A 21,566-nucleotide genomic window follows, 5' to 3' on the forward strand; every position below is an offset into this window, starting at 1 on the left:
TCCCGTCCCCGGAGGGCTCCGCCCCCCGGACTCACGGACTCCCGGACTCACGGACCCCCGGACCCCCGGACCCCCGGACCCCCGGACCCCCGAGACGATTGCGCAGTTCCCCGCGCCCCTGTCGTAGACCCTCCCCGGGCGCACCCGGCGTCAGGTCGTGCCTGCCCCCTCCACCACGCGGATCGCGTCCCGGTACGCCCGTGCGGCCACCCGCAACGCCGCCTCGGGATCCACCCCGTCCGCCTCCGACCGCGCCGCCAGCGCGAGCAACTCGTACCCGACCCCTTCCCCCACCGGCAACGGCACCACCAGCCCCGCCGCCCGCACCCGCGACGCCAGCTTCGCCGCCAGCGCCAGCCCCGGCTGCCCCACCGGCACCCCCTCCGTCACCGACGACCGCCGCTTCTCCTCCGCCTTCGTCCGCAGCCAGTGCGCCTTGACCTCCTCCGGCGTGCTCGCGCTCTCCTCGCCGAAGACGTGCGGATGCCGGTGGATCAGCTTGGCCACGATGCCGCCGGCGACGTCGTCGACGGAGAACGGCTCCTCCGCGTCCTCCTCCGCGATCCGCGCGTGGAAGACGACCTGGAGCAGTACGTCCCCGAGTTCCTCCCGCAGCTCCTCCCGGTCCCCGTCCTCGATCGCCTCGACGAGCTCGTACGCCTCCTCGATCGCGTACTTGGCCAGCCCCTCGTGGGTCTGCCCCGAGGACCAGGGGCACTCGCGGCGGATACGGTCCATGACCTGGACGAGGTCGAGGAGGCGGGCGCCGGGGAGGTCGTAGGAGGCGGGCAGGAGTTCGAGGTCCGGCATCCGGACGCGGCCGGAGCCGGCCAGCCGGGACAGTCCGTCGGTCAGCCGCGGCTCCCCCTCGCCGGTGGCGACGACGACCACCGTGCGCCCGCCGGCGCACGCGTCGACCAGTTCACCCGCGTCGGGCGCGGCCTCCTCCACCGCGACGCCGGCTTCCCGGAGATACGGCAACTGCGGATGGGCGCCGTCCGCGCACAGCACCCGGTCGGCCGTGCGCAGGAGCTGCCAGGCGGGCCAGGACAGCAGTCCGGGGGCGACCCGGTGGCTGGTGGTGAGCAGGACTATGCGCCCGGGGGCGTCGGCGGAGGCTTCGGTGCCGGTTTCGTTCACCCTCCGAACGTAAACCCTCAGGCGCCGGCCCTGCTCACGTCCTTCACCCAGGGTGCCTCGGTGTCCACGCGGCTGCTCTTCTGCACGTCCCAGCTCCCGTATCGCGGGTTGACGTCGACGTGGAGCGCCTTGGAGGCGTCGGACAGCGACTTCCAGAAGGTGGCCTTGCCGGTGCTGGTGCTCATGTCGGCGCCGAGGGCCGCGGCCAGCTTCTGGGCCCGTACCTCCGTGCGCAGGCTGTCGTCGAGCCGCGCGGGCGCCACCCCGTACTGCCGCAGCCAGGCGGTGCGCAGTTCCTGGGCGCCGCCTGCCTGCTGCTCCAGGGAGCCGCGCATCGACTGCACGTCCCGGTCGGTGACCTTGACACCCGCGTCCCGGGCGGCGCGGTCCAGGACCTGGTCGAGGACGAGCGAGTGCAGGGTGTCCCGGGTGAGGCTGCTGGTGCGGGAGACCTCCTGGGCGTACTGGGTCCCGTCCCCGGTGGCGGCCCGCTGCGCGGTGCGCACCTCCCGCACCCTGTCCTGGAGCTGTGCGACCGTGATCCGCTGCCCGCCGACGACGGCCGCGGCCCCGGGATGGGAGTCGCTTCCGCAGGCGGTGAGCACGGGGGCCGCGAGAAGGGCGGCGCTGAGGGCGATCGCGGTGCGACGGCGGTGCAAGGTTGCCTCCCGAGGAGAGTGTGTGCAGACGAGGTGCGCCTCGCGACGTCTCCCTTGGGAAGGGTGCTGACCGGGCGACGGGCGGGCGCACAAGGTCTTGCGGTGATCGATGGTAGGCAGTGGCCAGGCTGCGGCCAAGGCATTGGACCAACGATTCACGCCGGCTTCGGGCACCGCCCGTCCCGCGCGAAGGGCTCGTGGCCGATCAGCCCGTGATCGCCACCGGCGCGTCCCACGCGTCGCGGTCCACCGTGATGGTGTAGCTGCCGCGCTTCTCCTTGCTGTTCACCATGTACTGGTGGGCCCGGCTGTGCGGGGTGTACTGGGTCTTGCCCCAGGGCCAGTCCGAGGTGGTGGTGTTCTTCTTGTCCCACAGCGCGTACCAGAGGTTGCCCGGCAGGTCCGTGCGGTCCTTGGCGGTGGCGACGGCCTTGGCGCTGGAGCTGGTGAACCCGTAGTAACCGGTGCGGTAGGTCTTGGCGTGCAGGGTCTTGCCGAAGGAGCGGACGTACTTCAGCACGGCGTCGTTGCACGAGGTGTTCGTCGTGTCGTACGGCTCCATGTCGAGGTAGACCGGGCTGCCCTTCTTCATGCCGAGCGCGGCGGCCCTGGCGACGGCGTCGGCCCCGTCCTTGGCGCCGAGGGACGTGGCGGTGGAGGGGGTGAGCTTCTCCGGGCTGGAACCGCTCTGGCAGGGCGGCTGGGCGCCGACGTACAGCGGGATGAGCTTCCAGCCGGTCGCGGTGACCGACTTGACCCAGGAGGCGGTGAGGTCGGGCTGCGCGCAGCCGCGGTTCCTGCCGCCGACGTACACGGCGGCGGCGCCGTAGAAACCGGTGTGCCAGGCCTTCATCGCGGACGTGGAGGGCGCGGCACAGGTGTCGAACGCGCGTCCGGTGAAGGTCTTCTGCGCGGGCCAGGTGGTGGCGGCCGTCGAGGTCTGGGCGGCGATCCCCGCCCCCGCGACGACGACGGCGCCGGCCACGCCCCAGGCGGCGTATCTGCGCTTCTTGGACATCCGGTGACGGTTCCTGCCGAACATGACGTACCCCACCCCTGAGTGACAGAACAGCGAGAAAGTACCAGGCGCATTCCGGCCGGTACTCCCCGGACCCGCGTCGGCCGCCTCCTGGCCGCGGTCAGCCCCGGGCAAGGACGCCCGGGACCCGTGTCAGCCCCGGACCTGCCCCAGCCACTGCAGCGTCCGGCGGACCTCGCCGGCCAGCGGGTGGCCGGGGCCGTGCAGCCGTTCGACGTCGGCCAGGAGGCGGCCCAGGATGTCGTGCGCGGCGCCGCGGTCGCCGAGCGCGAGCAGCAGGTGTCCGATGCGGCGGCGCAGTTCGAGCGCGGTGGCGGGGTCGCCGCCGACGTACCGGTTCTCGTAGTACGGCAGCAGCGCGCGGTACTCGGCGAGCGCGGCGGCCGGTTCGCCGAGCTGTTCGAGGCACTGGGCGGCCTCGTAGCGGAAGCGCAGCGACTGGGTGTCGGCCTGCCCGGCCTCGGCCGCGCGCTCGTCGGCGAGGCGGCGCAGTTCGGGCAGGGCGCGGCGGTACTGCCCGTCGTCCATGAGGGTGGCCGCGTACTGCTTGCGCAGGGTGCGGACGACGGGCGAGTGCTCGCCGTGCTGGGCGGCGGCGGCCGGGAGGATCTGGCCGAGGATGTCGACGGCCTGGGTGATGCGGCCCTCGCCGAGCAGCCGCTTGACCTCGTCGACGGCGCCCGCGACATCGGGCTTCTCGACGTGTCCCACGACGGGCGTGGCGGGCTGCGGCTGGGGCGCGGGGGTGCGCGCCCGGTCCGGCCAGGGGGCGTGCGGACGCAGGAAGGGGCGCGTGGGGTCGAGCGGGGCGCCGGTGGGCAGGCCGCGCGCCGGCAGCAGGGGCAGCAGCGCCTCGTGCGTCTCCTGCGCGGAGCCGGGCCGGTGCTGGGGGTCCTTGGCGAGCAGCCGCAGCACCAGTGCCTCCATCGCCTCGGGGACCTCGGGGCGCAGCCGGCGCACGGGCAGCGGCGGTTCGTAGAGGTGGCGGTGGAGCACGCCGAGGGCGGTGGTGCCGGTGAACGGCACGTTGCCGCTGAGCAGTTCGTGCATCAGCACGCCGAGCGCGTACAGGTCGGTGTACGGGCCGACGGCGCCGCCCATGGCCTGCTCGGGCGCCATGTAGGCGGGGCTGCCGATGGGCGAACCGGTGTGGGTGAGGCGGGTGGTGTCGGTGTCCATGACGTGTGCGACGCCGAGGTCGAGCACGGTGACCGTGCCGTCCTGCTTGACCATCACGTTCCGCGGCTTGAGGTCGCGGTGCACGATCGGCACGGCGTGCACCGCGGAGAGCACGGCGCACAGTTGCGCGGCGACGGCGGCCACCCACTGCCAGGGGTAGGGGTCGTGCTCGGCGAGGTGGTCGGCGAGGTCGGCGCCGTCGACGTACTGCATGACGAGGAACAGTTCCTCGCCCTCGCTGCCGGCATCGTGCACGGTGACCAGGCCGGGGTGGTCGACCTGGGCGGTGACGCGGCACTCGCGGACGAACCGGCGGCGCAGTTCGTCGGCCTCCTGGCCCGCGACCTTGTCGGGCCTCAGCAGCTTGACCGCCACGCGCCGGTCCAGGCGGCGGTCGTACGCCGTCCAGACCTGGCCCATGCCGCCCTGCCCGATGAGCGTGGACAGCTCGTACCGGCCGGCGACGATCCGTCCGGTGCCGGTGCCGGTGGTCGCCCCACTCACCTGTCGCCCTCCTGCTTGCGCAGGTAGTCGCTGAGCTCGTCCAGTTCGGCGCGGACCTGGTCGATACGGGCCGGACCGGGCCGGTTCCCGGTGCCCTCGGCGGGGTGCGGGATCGGCGTGGCGGCGGAGTGGGGTATCGGCGTGGCGGCGGGGCCGGGGCCGTACGGGTGCGGCGGCACGGGCGCCGGAGCGGGCGTCGGCGCGGGGCCGGGGGCGGCCTGGGCGGCGGCGTACGGCTGCGGCGGCACCGGGGCCTGCCGGTTCGCGTACGGCTGCTGCGGCGGGGCCGCCGGGTAGCCGTAGCCCTGCCGGGGCCCGGGCGGGTACACCGCGCCGGCCGGCGGGACCGGCCCGTACGGCGTGAACGGGCGGCGCCGCATGTCGAAGAGGATGTAGTAGATGCCGCTGCCCGCGCCGAGGACCAGCAGGACGATCATCGCGACGTCGGTGCGGTGGTCCGCCTCGGGGAGCGAGCCGACGACGCCGAAGCAGGTGATGATCAGCGGCACGCTCACCACCGCGAGCAGCCAGTCGAACGACCGGCGGCTCAGCACGGCGATGCGGAACAGCGGCACGCAGGAGAGCAGCCCGATGGAGAAGAAGCTGCCGAGGAAGACCAGCACGCGAATGGCTATGACCGAGCCCCGGGTGCGGGCGGGCGGCGGCGTGCCGTGGCCGTACATGGCTGCTCCTGGGACCGGGTGGGAAACGGACGGACGGTACGGGTTTTGGACTCAGAGCGTATAACCCGGGTCGGACAACCGGTCATGGTTGTGGGTAACCGTTGTGCCACCGATGGGCGTCGGTCCTCCCCGCCGCCTGTGGCGGACCGTCACTCCGGCGGCAGGCTCCCGTCGGTCAGTCCGTCGTACATCCCGCGCACGAACTGGGCGCCGAGTCGGCCCGCGAGCCGCAACTCCTCCTCGAACCTGGCCAGTTCACGGAACCGCCGGCCGTAGCGGCGCTGCTGTTCCAGCGGCAGCCGGGGCAGTCGCAGCCGGCGCACGTCGAGCCGGGCGGAGGTGGAGGCGTAGCTGCTGGCCCGGCGGTGGTTGGCGCTGCCGCGCAGGAACCCGGCGAGGAACCAGGGGTCGAGGGCGGCGGGGTCGGGCCGCAGCAGGGTGAGGTGGCGGCCGAGCGCGGCACCCGCGGTCGCCCCGTCGACGACACGGGCCGCCGGACCGCCGCCGAGCACGGGGAGGACGACGTCCCCGGCCTGAAGCAGCACCGGTTCCTCGCCGGCGTCCGGCAGGGTGCCCGAGGGGGCGTCGCCGCAGAGCACGTCGTGGTCGGTGAGCACGCGTCCGTGCGGGCCGCCGGTGCCGCCGGTGCGCAGCACCAGGGCGCCGCCGCGGGCGAGTTCGCCGACGGTGGTGACCGGCGGGCGCGCGAGGTCGACGGCGGGCTGCGGGGTGAGGGCGGCGGCGGGCGGGGCGAGGTCGGCGGTGAGCCGCAGGGTCTCGCCCAGGCGGGCGCGGACCTCGATGAGCCGGTCGGCGCCGCCGTCCGGGGCGGGCGGCGGCAGATGGCGGGCGGGGGCCAGGTCGACGTCGTCGTCGAGGAGTTCGACGACGGGCAGGGCGCGGCTGACACCGGGCCGTTCCTCGGCGGTGCCGGTGCGCTCGAAGTCGCGCCAGGTGTCCAGGACGGCCTCGCGCACCGCCTGCCAGTCGGGTCCGCCGCGTCCCTCGGCGGCGGCCGCGCCGGTGTCCACGAGCAGCACCCGTGGCTGGGCGGGCGTCCGGTCGGGGCGGCGCAGCACCCACAGGTGCAGCGGGATGCCGTGCGGCGGGGCCGCGCCGACGGGCAGTGCGACCACCGCGCGCAGGGTGCCGCGGCGCAGCAGGTCGGCGCGGATACGGCGGCCGGAGCGGCGGGAGGCGGCGGCGGGCGGCATCAGCAGCACGGCGGTGCCGCCGTCCTTCAGACGGGCCAACGCGTGCTGCACCCAGGCCAGTTCGGACTCGGTGCGGGCCGGGAGGCCGTACTCCCAGCGCGGGTCGTAGGCGAGTTCCTCGTGGCCCCAGTTGCGCTCGTTGAACGGCGGGTGGCACAGCACGACGTCGGCCCGGAGGCTGTCGTGCGCGTCCGCCCGGAGGCTGTCGCCGACGGCGACGCGGATGACCGCGGGGCTGTGCAGGGCGAGCCGCAGCGCGGTGAGGGCCGCGAGTTCGGGGGCGCCGTCCTGGCCGTACAGGGTCTGCTCGGGCGCGGGGGCGACGGCGCGCAGCAGGGCACCGGTGCCGCAGGCGGGGTCCAGGGCGGTGCGGGCGGGGCCGGCCAGCTCGGCCATCAGGGCGGCGAGGCCGGCCGGGGTGAGCGTGTACTGGCGCGGGTTGGCGTCCAGGTGGCGGCCGAGCAGGTACTCGTACGTCTGCCGGGCGCCCAGTTCGGCGGCGAGGTCGACGGCGCCGCGCAGCAGCGGGGCGGACGGGCGCAGGGCGGCGGGGTCGGGGACGCGCACGGCAGGGGTGCGCCGCGCGCCGAAGCGGGCGGTGAGCACCTGTTCGAGGTGACCGGGCAGGAGGCGGGCGAGCCGGTCGTCGGAGCCGGCGGAGATCTCCAGCCAGACGGTGGGCCGAGCGTGGAGGAGCAGCAGGACGCAGCCGGCGTGCAGCAGGCCGGTGACGGGGCCCTCCGGGTGGCCGGCGAGCTGCTGCCGGACCCGCTCGCGCAGCGGGACCTCGGCGAGTTTGCCCTGCGCGCGCAGCCATTCCTCGACCTCGGCGAGGGCGAAGGCGGGGCTGGTCTCCGTGCCGCCGACCGGCTTGGGGAAGTCCGCGTGCCGACGGCGCCAGTTGCTGACGGCGGCCCGGCCGACCCCCGCGAGCCGGGCGATCCCGGCGGCGGTCACTTCTGTGGCGTTGTCCTGCACCAGACCCCACTCCTCTCGGCCTCCGGGCCGTCCGTGGCGCCGATGATACCGACGCCTCTACGCCGCGAGGATTCACGGCCGTGTACATACCTTCTGACGCTCGTCTGGTTGACTCGGTTCACAAGCTCTGCTGTGATTGACCCCGCCACGGGCGACCGCCGGAGGGGGGCGGTCGCCCGTGCTCAGGCAACCGAGGGGGAGGAAGACCACCATGGGCATGAAGGGCAGGATCGCGCTGAGCGCGGTCGTCGGAGTCGTCGTCATCGGCGTCGTCTCGGCCAACAGCGGGAGCGACGAAGGCGACGGCGGCAAGGGCACGTCCGCGTCGGCGGAGCACGACTTCGGCGACAAGGGGAGCGACCGGGGCGCCAGGACCGGCGACACCGAGAAGGCAGCCGCCAGGAGCAGGGCCGCGTTCGGCGGCGACGGCTCCTACCAGGTCGGCAAGGACGTCAAGCCGGGCACCTATCGCACGAGGGGCAACTCGGACGGCATGTGCTACTGGGAGCGCGCCAAGAACGCCTCCGGCGACATGGACTCGCTCCTGGCCAACGACAACGTCACGGGGTCGGGATACGTGACCGTCAAGGCGAGCGACAAGCTGTTCAAGTCCGAGGGCTGCCACGACTGGGAGACGGTCGACCCGAAGGCCGAGGGCAAGCCCTCCGCGGCCGGCTTCAAGGGCGACGGCGGCATGCTCCGGGTGGGCGTCGACATCGCCCCGGGCACCTACCGCTCGGCCGGCAACACCGACGACCAGTGCTACTGGGAGCGCGACAAGGACGCCCTGCACGGCATGGAGTCCATCCTCGCCAACGACAACGTCACCGGCACCGCGGTGGTGACGATCGGCGCGCACGACGCGTACTTCAAGACGGCGGGCTGCAAGGACTGGAAGCACGCGGGCTGACGCCGCGCCGCCGAAGACGGGCCGACGGCGACGTCACGGCGGCCCGACACGGCACCCTTGCGGCAGGCCCGACGACGAGGCTCCCCGCGAACAGGGCCGCCCCAGCCCCGCCGACCCGGCGCCGGCCGGCACCCCCAGTGGTCGGCCGGCGCCGTCGATCGGTGTCCGCCGCGGCCGGCACCGCCGGCCGACGGCGTCCCGAACCGTCACGGCGCGGTCAGCCGGCGCACTGCTCGAGCATCGTCGCCTTGTCGGGAGGGGTGACGGGGAGGTCGTACTTCAGGGAGACCTGGGCCACACGCACCGCGTAGGAGCAGCGGATCCGCTTGTTCGGCGGCAGCCAGGCGGCCGGGCCGGAGTCGCTCTTCGAACCGTTGGTCGGGCCGTCCACCGGGATGAGGTTGAGCGGGTCGTTGGCGATGTCCTCGCGCTTGCCCTTCGTCCAGCGCGAGGCGCCCATCTGCCAGTCGTAGGACAGCGGCATGACGTGGTCGATCTGGACCTTCGTCGCCTGCGTCTTCCGCCACTCGATGGTCCTGCCGGTGTACGGGTCGTGCAGCGTCATCGACGTGACGACACAGTCCGACCCGCCACGGAACCGGACTCTCTCCCCGTCGCGCTTGAGCAGATCGTTCCGCGAGTCGCACCCGTTGTGCGCGAACGGGACATCGCCGGGGGCCGAATCCATCCACGCGTAACCGAAGTCGTCCCGGTCGTATCCCGTCCTGGGGCCCCGGCCCTTCGTGGCCACCTTCTGGATCAGAGCCCGGGCCTTCGCCCTGTCCGCCGCCGAGGTGACGGCGGCGAGGCCGGGCTTCGTCCCGTCCGGGTTGTCCAGCGGGCTGACGGCACGACCGTCCTGGGACGTCGGCACGGCGGAACCGGGGGGCGCGCCGTCCACCGGCAGGTCGGAACTCTTGCACCCGGTCACCAGCAGCGGCAGTCCGAGCAGTGCGGCTCCCGCGAGTAGACCCCTCCATCGCCTCACGCGACGACCTCCCCTTGCCTTGATGTGCGCACGTTCAGCCGTGCGCCTCCACCGTAGCGAGCCGGATGTCATGCGCATACCATCACTCAACGGGCAACAGGTGCACGCCGGGCGTATCGTCGGTGGTGAGGCACCTGCATGTCCCTCCTCCGGAAGGAGCCTCTGGATGGGAATCCTCGACCGACTGAAGAGCGCGGCGCAGAGCAGCAAGGGCCGCAAGATGGCCGGGAAGATGTCGGATCAGGCCGAGCGCCGGATCAACGACAAGACCGGCGACAAGTACACCGACCAGGTCGACCAGGCTCAGCAGCAGATGGAGGACCGGCTGGGCATGAAGCGGGACGAGCCGTAGTCCGCCGGCCACGACGGTCCCGGCCGAACGGGCCCGTCCCCCGGGGAGCACAAGCACTCCTCGGCGGACGGGCCCTTCGCATGTCGCGGGCCGGCTCCGGCTCCCCTCTTTCCCGTGCCCGGCGTATCCGCTCCCGCGCGCCCTACGAGTCCAGTACCGACGTCAGGAACTCGCCCACCCACGCCAGCAGTTCCCGTCCCACCAGCGGCTTGCCGCCGACCCTGGCCGTCTTGGGGCGGGGGATCAGGACCTGGCGGGTGGCCGGCTTGAGGACGGCCCCCGGGTAGAGGCGCTTGACGCGCAGTTCCTGGGACTCGCGCAGCTCCACCGGGGCGAAGCGGATGTTGTTGCCCTGCAGGACGACCTCGCCGACGCCGCACGCGCGGGCGAGCATCCGCAGCCCCGCCACCAGCAGCAGGTTCTCCACCGGCTCCGGCAGCTTGCCGTAGCGGTCGACCAGTTCCTCGCGCACGGACGCGACGTCCTCCTCCGTGTCGACGGAGGCGATCGACCGATACGCCTGCAGCCGCAGCCGCTCGCCGGGGGCGTAGTCGTGCGGGACGTGCGCGTCGACCGGGAGCTCGATCTTGACCTCCAGGGGCGCCTCCTCCCGCTCGCCGCCCTCCATCGAGGCCCGGTAGTCCGCGACCGCCTCGCCGACCATGCGCACGTACAGGTCGAAGCCGACGCCCGCGATGTGCCCGGACTGCTCGCCGCCGAGCAGGTTGCCCGCGCCGCGGATCTCCAGGTCCTTCATCGCGACGTACATGCCCGCGCCCATCTCCGTGTGCTGGGCGATCGTCGCCAGCCGCTCGTGCGCGGTCTCCGTGAGCGGCTTCTCCGGCGGGTACAGGAAGTACGCGTAGCCGCGCTCGCGGCCCCGGCCCACCCGGCCGCGGAGCTGGTGGAGCTGGCTGAGGCCGAAGTTGTCGCCGCGCTCCACGATGAGCGTGTTGGCGTTGGAGATGTCGATGCCGGACTCGACGATCGTCGTCGAGACCAGGACGTCGAACCGCTTCTCCCAGAAGTCGACGACCACCTGTTCGAGCGCCTGCTCCGACATCTGACCGTGCGCGGTGGCGATGCGCGCCTCGGGCACGATCTCGCGCAGCCGGGCGGCCGCGCGGTCGATGGACTCCACCCGGTTGTGGATGTAGAAGACCTGACCCTCACGCAGCAGCTCGCGGCGGACGGCCGCGCCGATCTGCTTCTCCTCGTACGGCCCGACGAAGGTGAGCACCGGGTGGCGCTCCTCCGGGGGCGTGGTGATCGTGGACATCTCGCGGATGCCGGTGACCGCCATCTCCAGGGTCCTGGGGATCGGCGTCGCCGACATCGTCAGCACGTCGACGTTGGCGCGGAGCTTCTTGAGCTGCTCCTTGTGCTCGACGCCGAAGCGCTGCTCCTCGTCGACGACGACCAGGCCCAGGTCCTTGAACTTGGTCTCGGAGGAGAACAGCCGGTGGGTGCCGATGACGACGTCCACCGAGCCCTCCCGCAGACCCTCCAGGACCGCCTTCGCCTCCGTGTCGGTCTGGAACCGGGAGAGCGCCCGGACGTTGACGGGGAACTGGGCGTAACGCTCGGAGAACGTGCCGAAGTGCTGCTGCACCAGCAGCGTCGTGGGCACGAGGACGGCGACCTGCTTGCCGTCCTGGACGGCCTTGAACGCGGCCCGCACCGCGATCTCCGTCTTGCCGTAGCCGACGTCGCCGCAGATCAGCCGGTCCATCGGGACCGACTTCTCCATGTCGTCCTTGACCTCGGCGATCGTGGTGAGCTGGTCCGGGGTCTCCGCGTACGGGAAGGCGTCCTCCAGCTCGCGCTGCCAGGGCGTGTCGGCGCCGAACGCGTGTCCGGGCGCGGCCATGCGCGCGCTGTACAGCCTGATGAGGTCCGCGGCGATCTCCTTGACCGCCTTCTTCGCGCGCGCCTTGGTCTTGGTCCAGTCCGCGCCGCCGAGCCGGTGCAGGGTGGGGGCCTCGCCGCCGACGTACTTGGTGATCTGTTCGAGCTGGTCGGTGGGGATGTAGAGGCGGTCACCGGGCTGGCCGCGTTTGGCGGGGGCGTACTCGACGACGAGGTACTCACGGGTCGCGCCCTGCACGGTGCGCTGCACCATCTCGATGTAGCGGCCCACGCCGTGCTGCTCGTGGACGATGTAGTCGCCCGCCTCCAGGGTGAGCGGGTCGATGGTCTTGCGGCGGCGGGCGGGCATCCGGGCGCCCTCACGGCCGGCCGCCCGCTGTCCCGTCAGGTCGGTCTCGGTGAGGACGGCGAGGCGGAGCGCGGGGTCGACGAAGCCGTGTTCGATGCAACCGCACGCCACATGGACGACCGACGGCGCGATGTCGCCGAGGTCGACGTCGAGCCGGGCCGCGACGCCCTCGCCGCCGAGCACCTCGACGGTCCGGGCGGCGGGACCCTGGCCCTCGGTGACGAAGACCGTGCGCCAGCCGTCGGCGAGCCAGCCCTTGGTGTCGGCGAGCGCCTTCGCGGTGTCGCCGCGGTAGGCCTCGGGGGCATGCATGCCGAGCTTGAGGGTGTCGGCGCCCAGGTCGAGGCCGGCGGCGAACGGGGAGACCGACCACCACATCATGTCCAGCTCGCGCGCCCGGTCGCGGACGTCGGCCAGCGACCACAGGGAGGCGGCGTCCACGTCGATCGGCGCCTCGCCGCCGCCGGCCGTGGCGGCCCAGGACGCCTGGAGGAACTCCTGCGAGGTCGCCACGAGGTCCGCGGAGCGCGTGCGCACCCGCTCGGGGTCGCAGACGACGGTCATCGCGCCCTTGGGCAGCACGTCGAGCAGGAGTTCCATGTCGTCGACGAGGACGGGGGCGAGGGACTCCATGCCCTCCACGGCGATGCCCTCGGCGATCTTCCCCAGCAGTTCGCCCAGCTCCGGGTGGTCCTCGGCGAGCGCGGCGGCCCGCTGCCGTACGTCGTCGGTCAGCAGCAGTTCGCGGCAGGGGGGAGCCCACAGGCCGTGCTCGGCGACCTCCAGCGAGCGCTGGTCGGCGACCTTGAAGTAGCGGACCTCCTCGACGTCGTCCCCCCAGAACTCCACGCGCAGGGGGTGTTCCTCGGTGGGCGGGAAGACGTCCAGGATGCCGCCGCGCACGGCGAACTCGCCGCGCTTCTCGACCAGTTCGACGCGGGAGTACGCGGCCGCGGACAGCGCGGCGACGACGTCGCCGAGGTCCGCGTTCTGGCCGCTGCGCAGCGCCACGGGGACGAGGTCGCCGAGCCCCTTGACCTGCGGTTGCAGCACCGAGCGCACGGGGGCGACGACGACGGAGACCGGGCCGGTCTCCGGGTCGTCGGCGCGGGGGTGGGCGAGCCGGCGCAGGACGGCGAGGCGGCGGCCGACGGTGTCGCTGCGCGGGCTGAGGCGCTCGTGCGGGAGCGTCTCCCAGGAGGGGTACTCCACGACCTGCTGCTCGGGCAGCAGGGTGCGCAGCGCGGCGGCGAGGTCCTCGGCCTCGCGGCCGGTGGCGGTGACGGCGAGGACGGGGCGGCCGGTCTCCCGGGCGAGGGCGGCCACGGTGAAGGGGCGGGCGGCGGGCGGGCCGACGAGGTCGACGTGCATGCGGTTGCCGTCCGTGGCGGCGGTGACCGCCTCCGCGAGGGCGGGGTCCTTGACGACGGCGTCGAGCAGACCGTGCAGGCTCATGAAGGGCTTTCCATCCATCCCGGCTGAGGGGGGCCGCCGCGGGGGCGGTGTGCAACGCGGACGACCCGACACGCGAGGCGGGCCGGGGGTCCTTCCCAGGGTACGTCGCCCCTGCGGGGGGCACCGCCCGGTTTCCCCACGGGCCACGGGCGCCCCACCGTCCGGTCCTTGGACCGGACCACCGGGCGCCGACGCCCCGGTCCCCGACCGGGCCACGGGTGCCGCACCACCCGGTCCCCCCGCCGGACCACGAGCGCCGCACCGCCCGGTTTCCTCGCCCCCGCCGCCCCTGCCCTTCCCGTCCTCCAGGGGCTCCGCCCCTTCGACCCCGGCGGGGGCTGAGCCCCCTGCGCCCCCGCACCGGGCTCCGCCCCGTTTCGCGCGGTTCCCCGCGCCCCTTGTGCGGTGGGCGCCGACCCCCTACCGGACCGCGCCGAACGGCGCGCCTCCTGAGGAGCGCGGGGAACCGCGCGACCAGCCACGACGAGCCCGCAGCCGACCCGCAACCCGGCGGAGCCGGCACGTACCCCCGGTGGAGCCGACGCGGTGAGCCCGGGCCGGAGAGGGGCAACCTCTCCGGCCCGGGCTCACCGCACCCCCGTACAGCCGACGGCAGTCACTCCGTCGCGATGGCGTTCAGTACGTTCATCCGCCCCGCCCGGAACGCCGGCACCAGCGCCGCGAAGAGGCCCACGAACGCCGAGCCGACGAACACCCCGATGATCGTCGGCCACGGGATGTCCAGCACCTTCAGGCCCTCCAGCGCCAGCAGCTTCTGCGCCGTCGCGCCCCAGCCCATGCCGAGCCCCAGGCCGAGCAGCGCGCCGAACAGGGCGATCACCACCGACTCCAGGCGGATCATCCGCCGCAGCTGCCGCCGCGACAGACCGATCGCCCGCATCAGGCCGATCTCCCGCGTGCGCTCGACCACCGACAGCGCCAGCGTGTTCACCACACCCAGCACCGCCACGATGATCGCCAGTGCCAGCAGCCCGTAGATCAGGTTGAGCAGCTGCCCGATCTGGTCCTTCAGCTCCTGCTTGTAGTCGGTCTGGTCGCGCACCGTGTACTGCGGGTAGTCGTGCAGCCCGGCCTTGAGCGCCTTGTACGCGGCGTCCTGCTGCCCGTCCTTGGCCGTGCCGAAGAGCAGCACGTCCAGCGGCATCCGCTTGGCGGGGACGTACTTCTTCAGGGTGTCGATGGATGTGTACATCGCGCCCTTGTCGATCACCACGTCGTCACTGGTGATCGCCCGCACGGTCAGCCGCGCCGCGGAGCCGTCCTTGAAGTCGACCTTGATCTTCGAGCCGAGCCGGATGCCGTGGTCCTTCGCGAACTTCTCATGGACCGACATCGAGTCGGGCTTGTACGCGTCCGCGATGTCGCCGGCCACCGTCTTGGTGCGCAGGTCCTGCGCGTACGTCGGGTCGGCCGCCGTGATCGCGGTGTCCTTGAGCGTCCTGCCGTCGGGCGTGGTGTAGTCCCCCTCGGTCACCCGGTACTCGGTGACCCGCTCCAGCTCCGGCACCGACTTGACGGCCCCGACCGCCTCGGGCGTGATCCGCTGCCCGCTGTCGGACTGGATGATGAAGTCGGTGCCGACGGTCTTGTCGAGCTGGTCCGTGGCCGAGGCGACCATGGAGGAGCCGACCACGGACAGGCAGGCCACCAGGGCGAGCCCGATCATCAGGGCGGCGCCGGTGGCGCCGGTGCGGCGCGGGTTGCGCAGCGCGTTGCGCTCGGCCATCCGGCCGACCGGCCCGAAGACCCGCAGCACCACCGCGCCCAGGATCCGCACCACACCGCTCGCCAGCAGCGGCCCGATGACGACGAAGCCGATGAGCGAGAGGACCACGCCGAGCCCCAGCCACAGGGAACCCTCGGTCGCCTTGGCGGCCTGGGAGGCCGCGTACAGCGAGGCCACACCGCCGGCGGTGAGCAGGACGCCGAGGACGGCCCGGACGCGTCCGGCGCGGGCGTCCGCCGGGGCGCCGGCGTCGCGCAGCGCGGCCATCGGCGAGATCTTCCCGGCCCGGCGGGCGGGCAGGTACGCGGCGAGCACGGTGACGATCACGCCGAGGGCGATGCCGGCCACCGGGGTGGTCCAGGCGACCGTCAGGTCGTCGGTGGACAGCTTCATGCCCACCGAACTCATGACCTTCATCAGCCCGACCGCGATGCCGACGCCCGCCGCGACGCCGAGCACGGAGCCCAGCACGCCGAGCAGCAGCGCCTCGATCAGGACCGACCGGTTGACCTGCTTGCGCGAGGAGCCGATGGCCCGCATCAGGCCGATCTCCCGGGTGCGCTGGGCGACCAGCATGGAGAACGTGTTGATGATCAGGAAGATCCCGACGAGGAAGGCGACCCCGGCGAAGCCGAGCATGGCGTACCTCATCACGTCGAGGAAGCCGCCGATCTCGTTCTGGTTGGCGTCGGAGACCTCCTTGGCGGTCTGCACCTTGTAGCCGGTGCCGAGCGCGCTCACCACGTCCTTCTTCAGGGCCGCGTCGCTGACCCCGGCGGCGGCCGTCACGTTGACGCCGGTGAAGACGTCGCTCTCGCCGACGAGGGTCCGCTGCGCGGTCGCCGTGTCGAGGTAGAAGATCGCGGCACCGGGGTTGGTGACGGTGAACGTGGCGATGCCGCTGATCTTCGCCGGGTGCGTGCCCAGCGCGCTGATCACGGCGATCTCGTCGCCGAGCTTCAGGTGATGCTTGTCAGCGGTGTCGGCGTCCACCATGACCTGGTCCGCGCTCCTGGGCGCGGCCCCGTCGGTGATCTTCATGGTGCGGGCGTCGTTGCTGTCCCAGCTCCCGACGATGGTCGGCGCGCCGCTGGTGGGCGACAGGTTGTCCTTGTCGGCGTCGACGACGGTCACGGACGACGAGGACACCGTGCCCTCGGCCGACTTCACCCCGTCCACGCCGCGCAGCCTGCCGATCACGGAGCCGGGCAGGACCGGCGGCCGTCCGGTGTCGGAGGTGGAGTCACCGCTGTCGGAGACGTCCTTCGGGGACACCGTCACATCGGAGGACGTCGCGGCGAACAGCTTGTCGAACGTCGTGTTCATCGTGTCGGTGAAGACGAGCGTGCCGCACACGAACGCCACCGACAGCAGGACCGCCACGGCCGACAGCGCCATGCGTCCCTTGTGCGCGAAGAAGTTGCGCATCGAGGTCTTCAGGACCGTCATGACGTGCGCCCCCGGGCGTCGAAGTCCTTCATCCGGTCCAGCACCTGCTCGGCGGTGGGCTGCCGCATCTCGTCGACGATCCTGCCGTCGGCCAGGTACAGCACCCGGTCCGCGTACGAGGCCGCGACCGGGTCGTGCGTGACCATCACGATGGTCTGGCCCAGCTCGTCGACGGAGGTACGCAGGAAGCCGAGGACCTCGGCGCCGGCCCGGGAGTCCAGGTTTCCGGTCGGCTCGTCACCGAAGATGATCTCGGGTCGCGCGGCCAGCGCCCGGGCCACCGCGACACGCTGCTGCTGACCGCCGGAGAGCTGGGTGGGCCGGTGCTTGAGCCGCTCGGCGAGACCGACGGTCCGCACCACGCGGTCCAGCCACTCCTTGTCCGGCCGGCGGCCCGCGATGTCCATGGGCAGCGTGATGTTCTCCAGCGCGTTCAGCGTCGGCAGCAGGTTGTACGCCTGGAAGATGAACCCGATCCGGTCCCGGCGCAACTGCGTGAGCTTCTTGTCCTTCAGACCGGTTATCTCGGTCTCGTCCAGGTGGATCTGGCCCTCGGTCACGGTGTCGAGCCCGGCGAGGCAGTGCATCAGGGTGGACTTGCCGGACCCCGAGGGGCCCATGATCGCGGTGAACTGGCTCCGGGCGATGTCCACGTCGACGTGGTCGAGCGCGACGACCCGGGTCTCCCCGGAGCCGTACGCCTTCACGACCTGCCGTGCTCGCGCGGCAACGGCCGTACGCCCTCCAGTACCCCCGTGCCTGGGAGTGGTCACAGCCGATGTCACGTTATGTCTCCTATGCAAGTCTGCGAGTGCGCACACCCGTACGGCGCGCGGAGCGAAGAGCGAAGAGCGAAGAGCGGGGCAGGGCGAGCCCGAGCCCGCGAGTCGGTGCGGTGCGGTGCCCGAAGCGGTACGACCACGAGTCTGGCGCCGGCGCCCCTCGGACGCGCTGGTGCCCGGCCCCCTCTTCCGCTGGGGAAATCCCCACCCCTTCACCTGCGGTCCGTACGACCCCCGTGCGTCCCGACCACTCCCCAGCGGCGTAAAGCCAGCCTAAGGAGTTCCGCCCCGCTCCTCGTCCTCCGCCGGGACGACTGTGCCCCCACCCTCTCTACGGAGAATCCCCTAGGGGCTCTCCACCCGCCGGTGGAGCCCCCTCTCCACCCCCCCTCCCGCGGAACCGGCGCCGTTCACGCTCCCCTGAGGGCGAGCAGACTGGCCCGCACCTGGTCGATGCGCGCCCGCACGTCGTCCCACCGCTCCCCGTGCTCCCGCAGCACCCGCTCCGTGTCGCGCGCGATGCGCTCCTCGCGGGCCCTGGCCTCGGCCACCAGTTCCTCCGCGCGCGTCCGCGCCTCCGCCTCCTCGCGCTCCGCGTCCTGTGCCGCTCGAGCCAGTGCCCGCTCCGCCTCCGCCAGGCCCGCCTCGGCCCGCGCGGTCCGCTCGGCGAACCCCGCGTCCAGTTCCGCCGCCCGAGCGGCGGCCTCCCGGTCCACCTCCGCGTACCGCTCCGCCCGCTCGCGCTCACGGTCCTCCAGCAACCGCCGGCCGCGCTCCCGGGCGTCCCGCATCGCCGCCAGCGCCTCGCCGCGCCCCGCCTTCACCTCGCGCCGGGCGGCGATCCGCACCTCGTCGGCCTCCTCCCGGGCCGCCCGCAGCCGCTCCCCGGCCCGCTCCTCGGCCTCGGCCACCACCCCGTCGGCGTACGCCCGCGCGGCCTCCGCGAGACACCGGGCCCCCGCCTCCGCCTCCGCGGCCAGCCGCTCCGCCTCCCGGCGCCCGGACTCCCGTACCGCCTCGGCCTCCTCGCGCACCGACGCGAACAGCCGCCGCGCGCCCTCGCCGAGGCTCTCGTACGTCTGCGGGGCGAGAGCGGCCACCGCCTCCCGCAGCGGCCCCAGCTCCTCGTCCATCTCCCTGGCCAGCACGGTCAGCCGCGCCGCCCGCTCCCAGGCGGCGTCGCGGTCCCGCGAGAGCGCCTCGACGAAGGCGTCTACCCGGTCGGGACGGTAGCCGCGCCGCACGACGTCGAACTCGTACTGCGCCGCCGACGGGCCGCTCAGGCTGCTCACTGGGGAACTCCTCTCCACCCGACCCACCTGACAAGATGACGAACGGTAAATCAGTAATGATTCCGCACGTATCTGGCGCATATCTTGGTGGATCGGACGGAGCAGCGGACAACGCGACACTCCGGGGACAAGGGTCGCAAAGGGGCACACGACAGCACGGCAAAGGGCCGGGTGGGGGCGTACGACTCGTACGCCCCCACCCGGCCCTGACACGGCGTCAACCACGCGGCACGGGCAACCCCGCCGTCATCTCACAACAGGCCGTCCCACATCTGTTCGAGCAGCACCGACCACCAGCTCTCCGGCGAATGCAACGCCGCGGGGTCCAGCGCGGCGAGCTGCGCCTGGAAGTCGACGGTCCAACGCCCCGCCTGCTCCTGGTTCAGGCCGTAACGCAGCCGCCACATCCGCCCCAGCAACGCCAGACAGCGCGCGAACTCCGGCAGCCCCGTGTTGACGAACTGCGGCGCGGACGCCCCGTTCGCATCCGCCTCCACCGGCACCGCGACGATGTTCGCCGTGCCGTACTGCACGCACAGCGCCCTGCCGAAGTCGCTGCCCATCACCAGATACGAGCCCGCGTCCACGGCCGCCCGTACCCCGCGCTCCTGCGCCAGCTCCGCCAGCGTCGGCACCGGGCGCCCCGGCTGCGCCTGCGCCCAGAAGAACGGACCCATGTCCACCGGCAGACCGGCCACGACCAACGTGTGCGCCACGACCGGCGGGACGCCCTGACGGGAGACCGCCGCCTGGTCGAAACGGAAGACACCCGGACCGAAGGCCGCGGCCAGCTCCTGCGCGATCCCCTCCGGGGGGATCGGCGGCGCCGGCGGCACCGGCGGGATCGGCGCCCGCACCGGCGCGGGACGCGCGGGACCGTCCGCCACTTGATGCAACTCCCCCTGATGCGCGAGGAGTTGCCGCATACCCTGCTGACGGGAGGCGTGATCCGTGCCGTACGGGGCGATGGAGGTGATCCGGGCGTTGGGCCACTGCTCACCGATCATCCGGGCGCAGTACGCACCCGGCAGATGGCAGGACTCCAACTCGGTGTGCAGCTCCAGCACCTGGTCCGGAGGCACGTTCAGACCCCGCAGCTCGTGGAAGATCTGCCACTCCGGATGCGGGGTACCCGGCGCCGACCGGCGGATGATCTGCTGCTCGGACCCGTCCTGCGCGCGATAGCGCAGCACCGCCTGGTAACCGGGACCGACGGTGGGCTGCCCGGCCGGCGGATAACCGTACGCACCGCCGGGCGCGCCCGGCATACCCGGTGCGGCCGGCGGAGGCGGGGGCGGGGGCGGAACGGCGCCCGAAGGCACCCCGGGAGCGCTCGGCGGCGGCGGCACGCCGGGTCCGGCCATGGGCGGACCCCCCATGGCCGGACCGGCCAGCACCGTCTCGGCATGGTGCACCCCACCGACAGCACCCGGTACACCGGGCGCCTGGGGAGCACCGGGCGCACCCGGCGGCATCGGAGCCCCCGGACCACCGACGGACGGACCGGCGAGCATCGTCGCCGCATGGTGCACACCACCGGCAGGCGTACCACCCGGCGCCTGCGGGGCACCGGCACCGGGAACACCCGGCGGCTGCGGCACGGCCGGAGCACCCGGCGCACCCGGAGCGCCCGGAGCACCGGGCGGAGGCGGAACCCCCGGACCACCGACGGACGGACCCGCGAGCATCGTCGCCGCATGGTGCACACCACCGGCAGGCGTACCACCCGACGCCTGCGGGGCACCGGCACCAGGAACACCCGGCGGCTGCGGCACGGCCGGAGCACCCGGCGCACCCGGAGCACCGGGCGGAGGCGGAACCCCCGGACCACCGACGGACGGACCCGCGAGCATCGTCGCCGCATGGTGCACACCACCGGCAGGCGTACCACCCGACGCCTGCGGGGCACCGGCACCAGGAACACCCGGCGGCTGCGGCACGGCCGGAGCACCCGGCGCACCGGGCGGCGGGGCCTGCGGCGGGTACCCGTACTGCGGGGTGCCCGGACCGCCGGGCGCGTCCGGTGCCGGGTACCCGTACGACGGTGCGGCCGCCGACGGCGGAGCCGCCGGGCCGCCCGGGGTGTCCAGGGCCGGGGCGACCGTCGTCGGCGGAAGGGCGCTGCCCCCCGCCAACAGCGCGGTCCTGGCGTCCGCCGCCGGCCCGGGTGCGGCGTCGTCGTCCGAGCCGCTCAGCGGCGGCGCGAATACCGTCGCCGGCAGCGCGACCGAACGGTCGTCGTCCCCGTCCGTCGTGATGTCCGTACCGGTCCAGGGCGTCGCCCCGGGAGGCGCTCCCGGCAGCCGGTCCTGCGGCTGCGCGTCCCGCACCTCACCGGCAGTGGGAGCGGGCCAGCGCGCGCCCCCCTCCGGCACCCCCGGCGCGTCCGACCCCGCGGACGCCCCCGCCGCCACCGCACGCCCGGCGCCCACACCGGCGCCCGGAGCACCCGGAGCACCCGGAGCGCCCTGGACGTCCGACGCACCCGACGCACTGGAAGCGCCCGACACACCCGACGCCCCGGCCCCGGCGGCCTCCGGCGACGCACCCGCAACCCCCGCGGCCCCGCCCGACGTCCGGTCCCGCCGCTGATCCGGGATGCCGAGACGGTCCGCGGCCTCCTGCAACCACTCCGGCGGAGTCAGCAGGAACGACGTCTGATTCAGATCCATCCGGGCCGGCGACGGCGGCGGCGCGTCCTGCGGAACCGGGTCCGGGCGGCCGTACTCCTCCTCGTACCGGCGAATCACCTCACCCACCGGCAACGACGGCCACAACGTCACCTCCCCGCTGTCCCGCGCGAGCACCAACCGCTGGGCGCCCCCGTCCGACCGCGGCCCGTCCGCCCGGTCCTCTCCCCACACCACGAACCCGAGCTCGAACTCCCGCACCCGCACCTCACGATGCTGGTACGCCGGCACATCGCCGTTGATCCACTCCTCGGCACGCTCCTGCGCCTGCGCGTAGGTCACCATCG

14 protein-coding genes are annotated in these 21,566 nt (G+C 73.4%); 2 read left to right on the forward strand and 12 right to left on the reverse strand.

Going from position 1 to position 21,566, the window contains the following annotated elements:
- Positions 1-150: 150 nt before the first annotated feature.
- From QFZ64_RS14640 to QFZ64_RS14665, 6 genes are all read right to left on the reverse strand, one after another.
- Positions 151-1,140, reverse strand: a complete 990-nt coding sequence (locus QFZ64_RS14640; protein ID WP_307065803.1) for a nucleoside triphosphate pyrophosphohydrolase — start codon at positions 1,138-1,140, stop codon at positions 151-153.
- A 17-nt stretch (positions 1,141-1,157) separates the two neighbouring features.
- Entirely contained in the window at positions 1,158-1,799 is a 642-nt protein-coding gene (locus QFZ64_RS14645) for a SurA N-terminal domain-containing protein (protein WP_307065805.1), read from the reverse strand.
- 205 nt (positions 1,800-2,004) lie between these two features.
- Positions 2,005-2,817, reverse strand: coding sequence for a glycoside hydrolase domain-containing protein (locus tag QFZ64_RS14650; protein WP_373430609.1), 813 nt, complete (start codon positions 2,815-2,817; stop codon positions 2,005-2,007).
- Between the two features lie 153 nt (positions 2,818-2,970).
- Complete coding sequence (locus QFZ64_RS14655) at positions 2,971-4,464, reverse strand: serine/threonine-protein kinase (protein WP_307071709.1); 1,494 nt, start codon at positions 4,462-4,464, stop codon at positions 2,971-2,973.
- 53 nt (positions 4,465-4,517) lie between these two features.
- Complete coding sequence (locus QFZ64_RS14660; protein WP_307065809.1) at positions 4,518-5,204, reverse strand: hypothetical protein; 687 nt, start codon at positions 5,202-5,204, stop codon at positions 4,518-4,520.
- 149 nt (positions 5,205-5,353) lie between these two features.
- Entirely contained in the window at positions 5,354-7,396 is a 2,043-nt protein-coding gene (locus QFZ64_RS14665) for an N-6 DNA methylase (protein ID WP_307065810.1), read from the reverse strand.
- 211 nt (positions 7,397-7,607) lie between these two features.
- Between QFZ64_RS14665 and QFZ64_RS14670 the strand changes: the two genes are divergently transcribed.
- Positions 7,608-8,306 (forward strand): hypothetical protein, encoded by a 699-nt coding sequence (locus QFZ64_RS14670; protein ID WP_307065812.1) that lies wholly within the window; start codon positions 7,608-7,610, stop codon positions 8,304-8,306.
- A gap of 217 nt (positions 8,307-8,523) precedes the next feature.
- Here the strand turns inward: QFZ64_RS14670 and QFZ64_RS14675 are convergent, their stop codons facing one another.
- Positions 8,524-9,294, reverse strand: a complete 771-nt coding sequence (locus tag QFZ64_RS14675) for an HNH endonuclease family protein (protein WP_307065814.1) — start codon at positions 9,292-9,294, stop codon at positions 8,524-8,526.
- A 166-nt stretch (positions 9,295-9,460) separates the two neighbouring features.
- On the opposite strand from QFZ64_RS14675, the gene QFZ64_RS14680 reads away from it, so the two are divergent.
- The gene (locus tag QFZ64_RS14680; protein ID WP_307065816.1) at positions 9,461-9,646 is read left to right on the forward strand and encodes an antitoxin; all 186 of its coding nucleotides are present in this window, start codon (positions 9,461-9,463) and stop codon (positions 9,644-9,646) included.
- A gap of 142 nt (positions 9,647-9,788) precedes the next feature.
- On the opposite strand, the gene mfd is transcribed toward QFZ64_RS14680, so the two are convergent.
- The 5 genes from mfd to QFZ64_RS14705 form a co-directional block, all read right to left on the reverse strand.
- Entirely contained in the window at positions 9,789-13,319 is a 3,531-nt protein-coding gene (gene mfd / locus QFZ64_RS14685; RefSeq protein ID WP_307065819.1) for a transcription-repair coupling factor, read from the reverse strand.
- Positions 13,320-13,935: 616 nt separating this feature from the next.
- On the reverse strand, positions 13,936-16,515 hold the full coding sequence (locus QFZ64_RS14690; RefSeq protein ID WP_307065821.1) for an ABC transporter permease: 2,580 nt from the start codon (positions 16,513-16,515) through the stop codon (positions 13,936-13,938).
- Positions 16,512-17,300: an ABC transporter ATP-binding protein gene (locus tag QFZ64_RS14695; protein ID WP_307065823.1), complete on the reverse strand. Its 789-nt coding sequence runs from the start codon at positions 17,298-17,300 to the stop codon at positions 16,512-16,514. The genes QFZ64_RS14690 and QFZ64_RS14695 overlap by 4 nt, the downstream gene beginning before the upstream one ends.
- A 407-nt stretch (positions 17,301-17,707) precedes the next feature.
- Entirely contained in the window at positions 17,708-18,580 is an 873-nt protein-coding gene (locus tag QFZ64_RS14700) for a cellulose-binding protein (protein WP_373430743.1), read from the reverse strand.
- 260 nt (positions 18,581-18,840) lie between these two features.
- Positions 18,841-21,564: an SUKH-4 family immunity protein gene (locus QFZ64_RS14705; protein ID WP_307065827.1), complete on the reverse strand. Its 2,724-nt coding sequence runs from the start codon at positions 21,562-21,564 to the stop codon at positions 18,841-18,843.
- Between the last annotated feature and the right edge of the window lie 2 nt (positions 21,565-21,566).

It is taken from the genome of Streptomyces sp. B3I8, from assembly GCF_030816915.1.
Taxonomy (GTDB): domain Bacteria; phylum Actinomycetota; class Actinomycetes; order Streptomycetales; family Streptomycetaceae; genus Streptomyces.

What these genes read in the sequence shown, in the direction of transcription:
- QFZ64_RS14650 (WP_373430609.1), bottom strand. Translation starts at nt 2,817, where the DNA reads ATGTCCAAGAAGCGCAGATACGCCGCCTGGGGCGTGGCCGGCGCCGTC.
- QFZ64_RS14660 (WP_307065809.1), bottom strand. Translation starts at nt 5,204, where the DNA reads ATGTACGGCCACGGCACGCCGCCGCCCGCCCGCACCCGGGGCTCGGTC.
- QFZ64_RS14670 (WP_307065812.1), top strand. Translation starts at nt 7,608, where the DNA reads ATGGGCATGAAGGGCAGGATCGCGCTGAGCGCGGTCGTCGGAGTCGTC.
- QFZ64_RS14680 (WP_307065816.1), top strand. Translation starts at nt 9,461, where the DNA reads ATGGGAATCCTCGACCGACTGAAGAGCGCGGCGCAGAGCAGCAAGGGC.
- mfd (WP_307065819.1), bottom strand. Translation starts at nt 13,319, where the DNA reads ATGAGCCTGCACGGTCTGCTCGACGCCGTCGTCAAGGACCCCGCCCTC.
- QFZ64_RS14690 (WP_307065821.1), bottom strand. Translation starts at nt 16,515, where the DNA reads ATGACGGTCCTGAAGACCTCGATGCGCAACTTCTTCGCGCACAAGGGA.
- QFZ64_RS14705 (WP_307065827.1), bottom strand. Translation starts at nt 21,564, where the DNA reads ATGGTGACCTACGCGCAGGCGCAGGAGCGTGCCGAGGAGTGGATCAAC.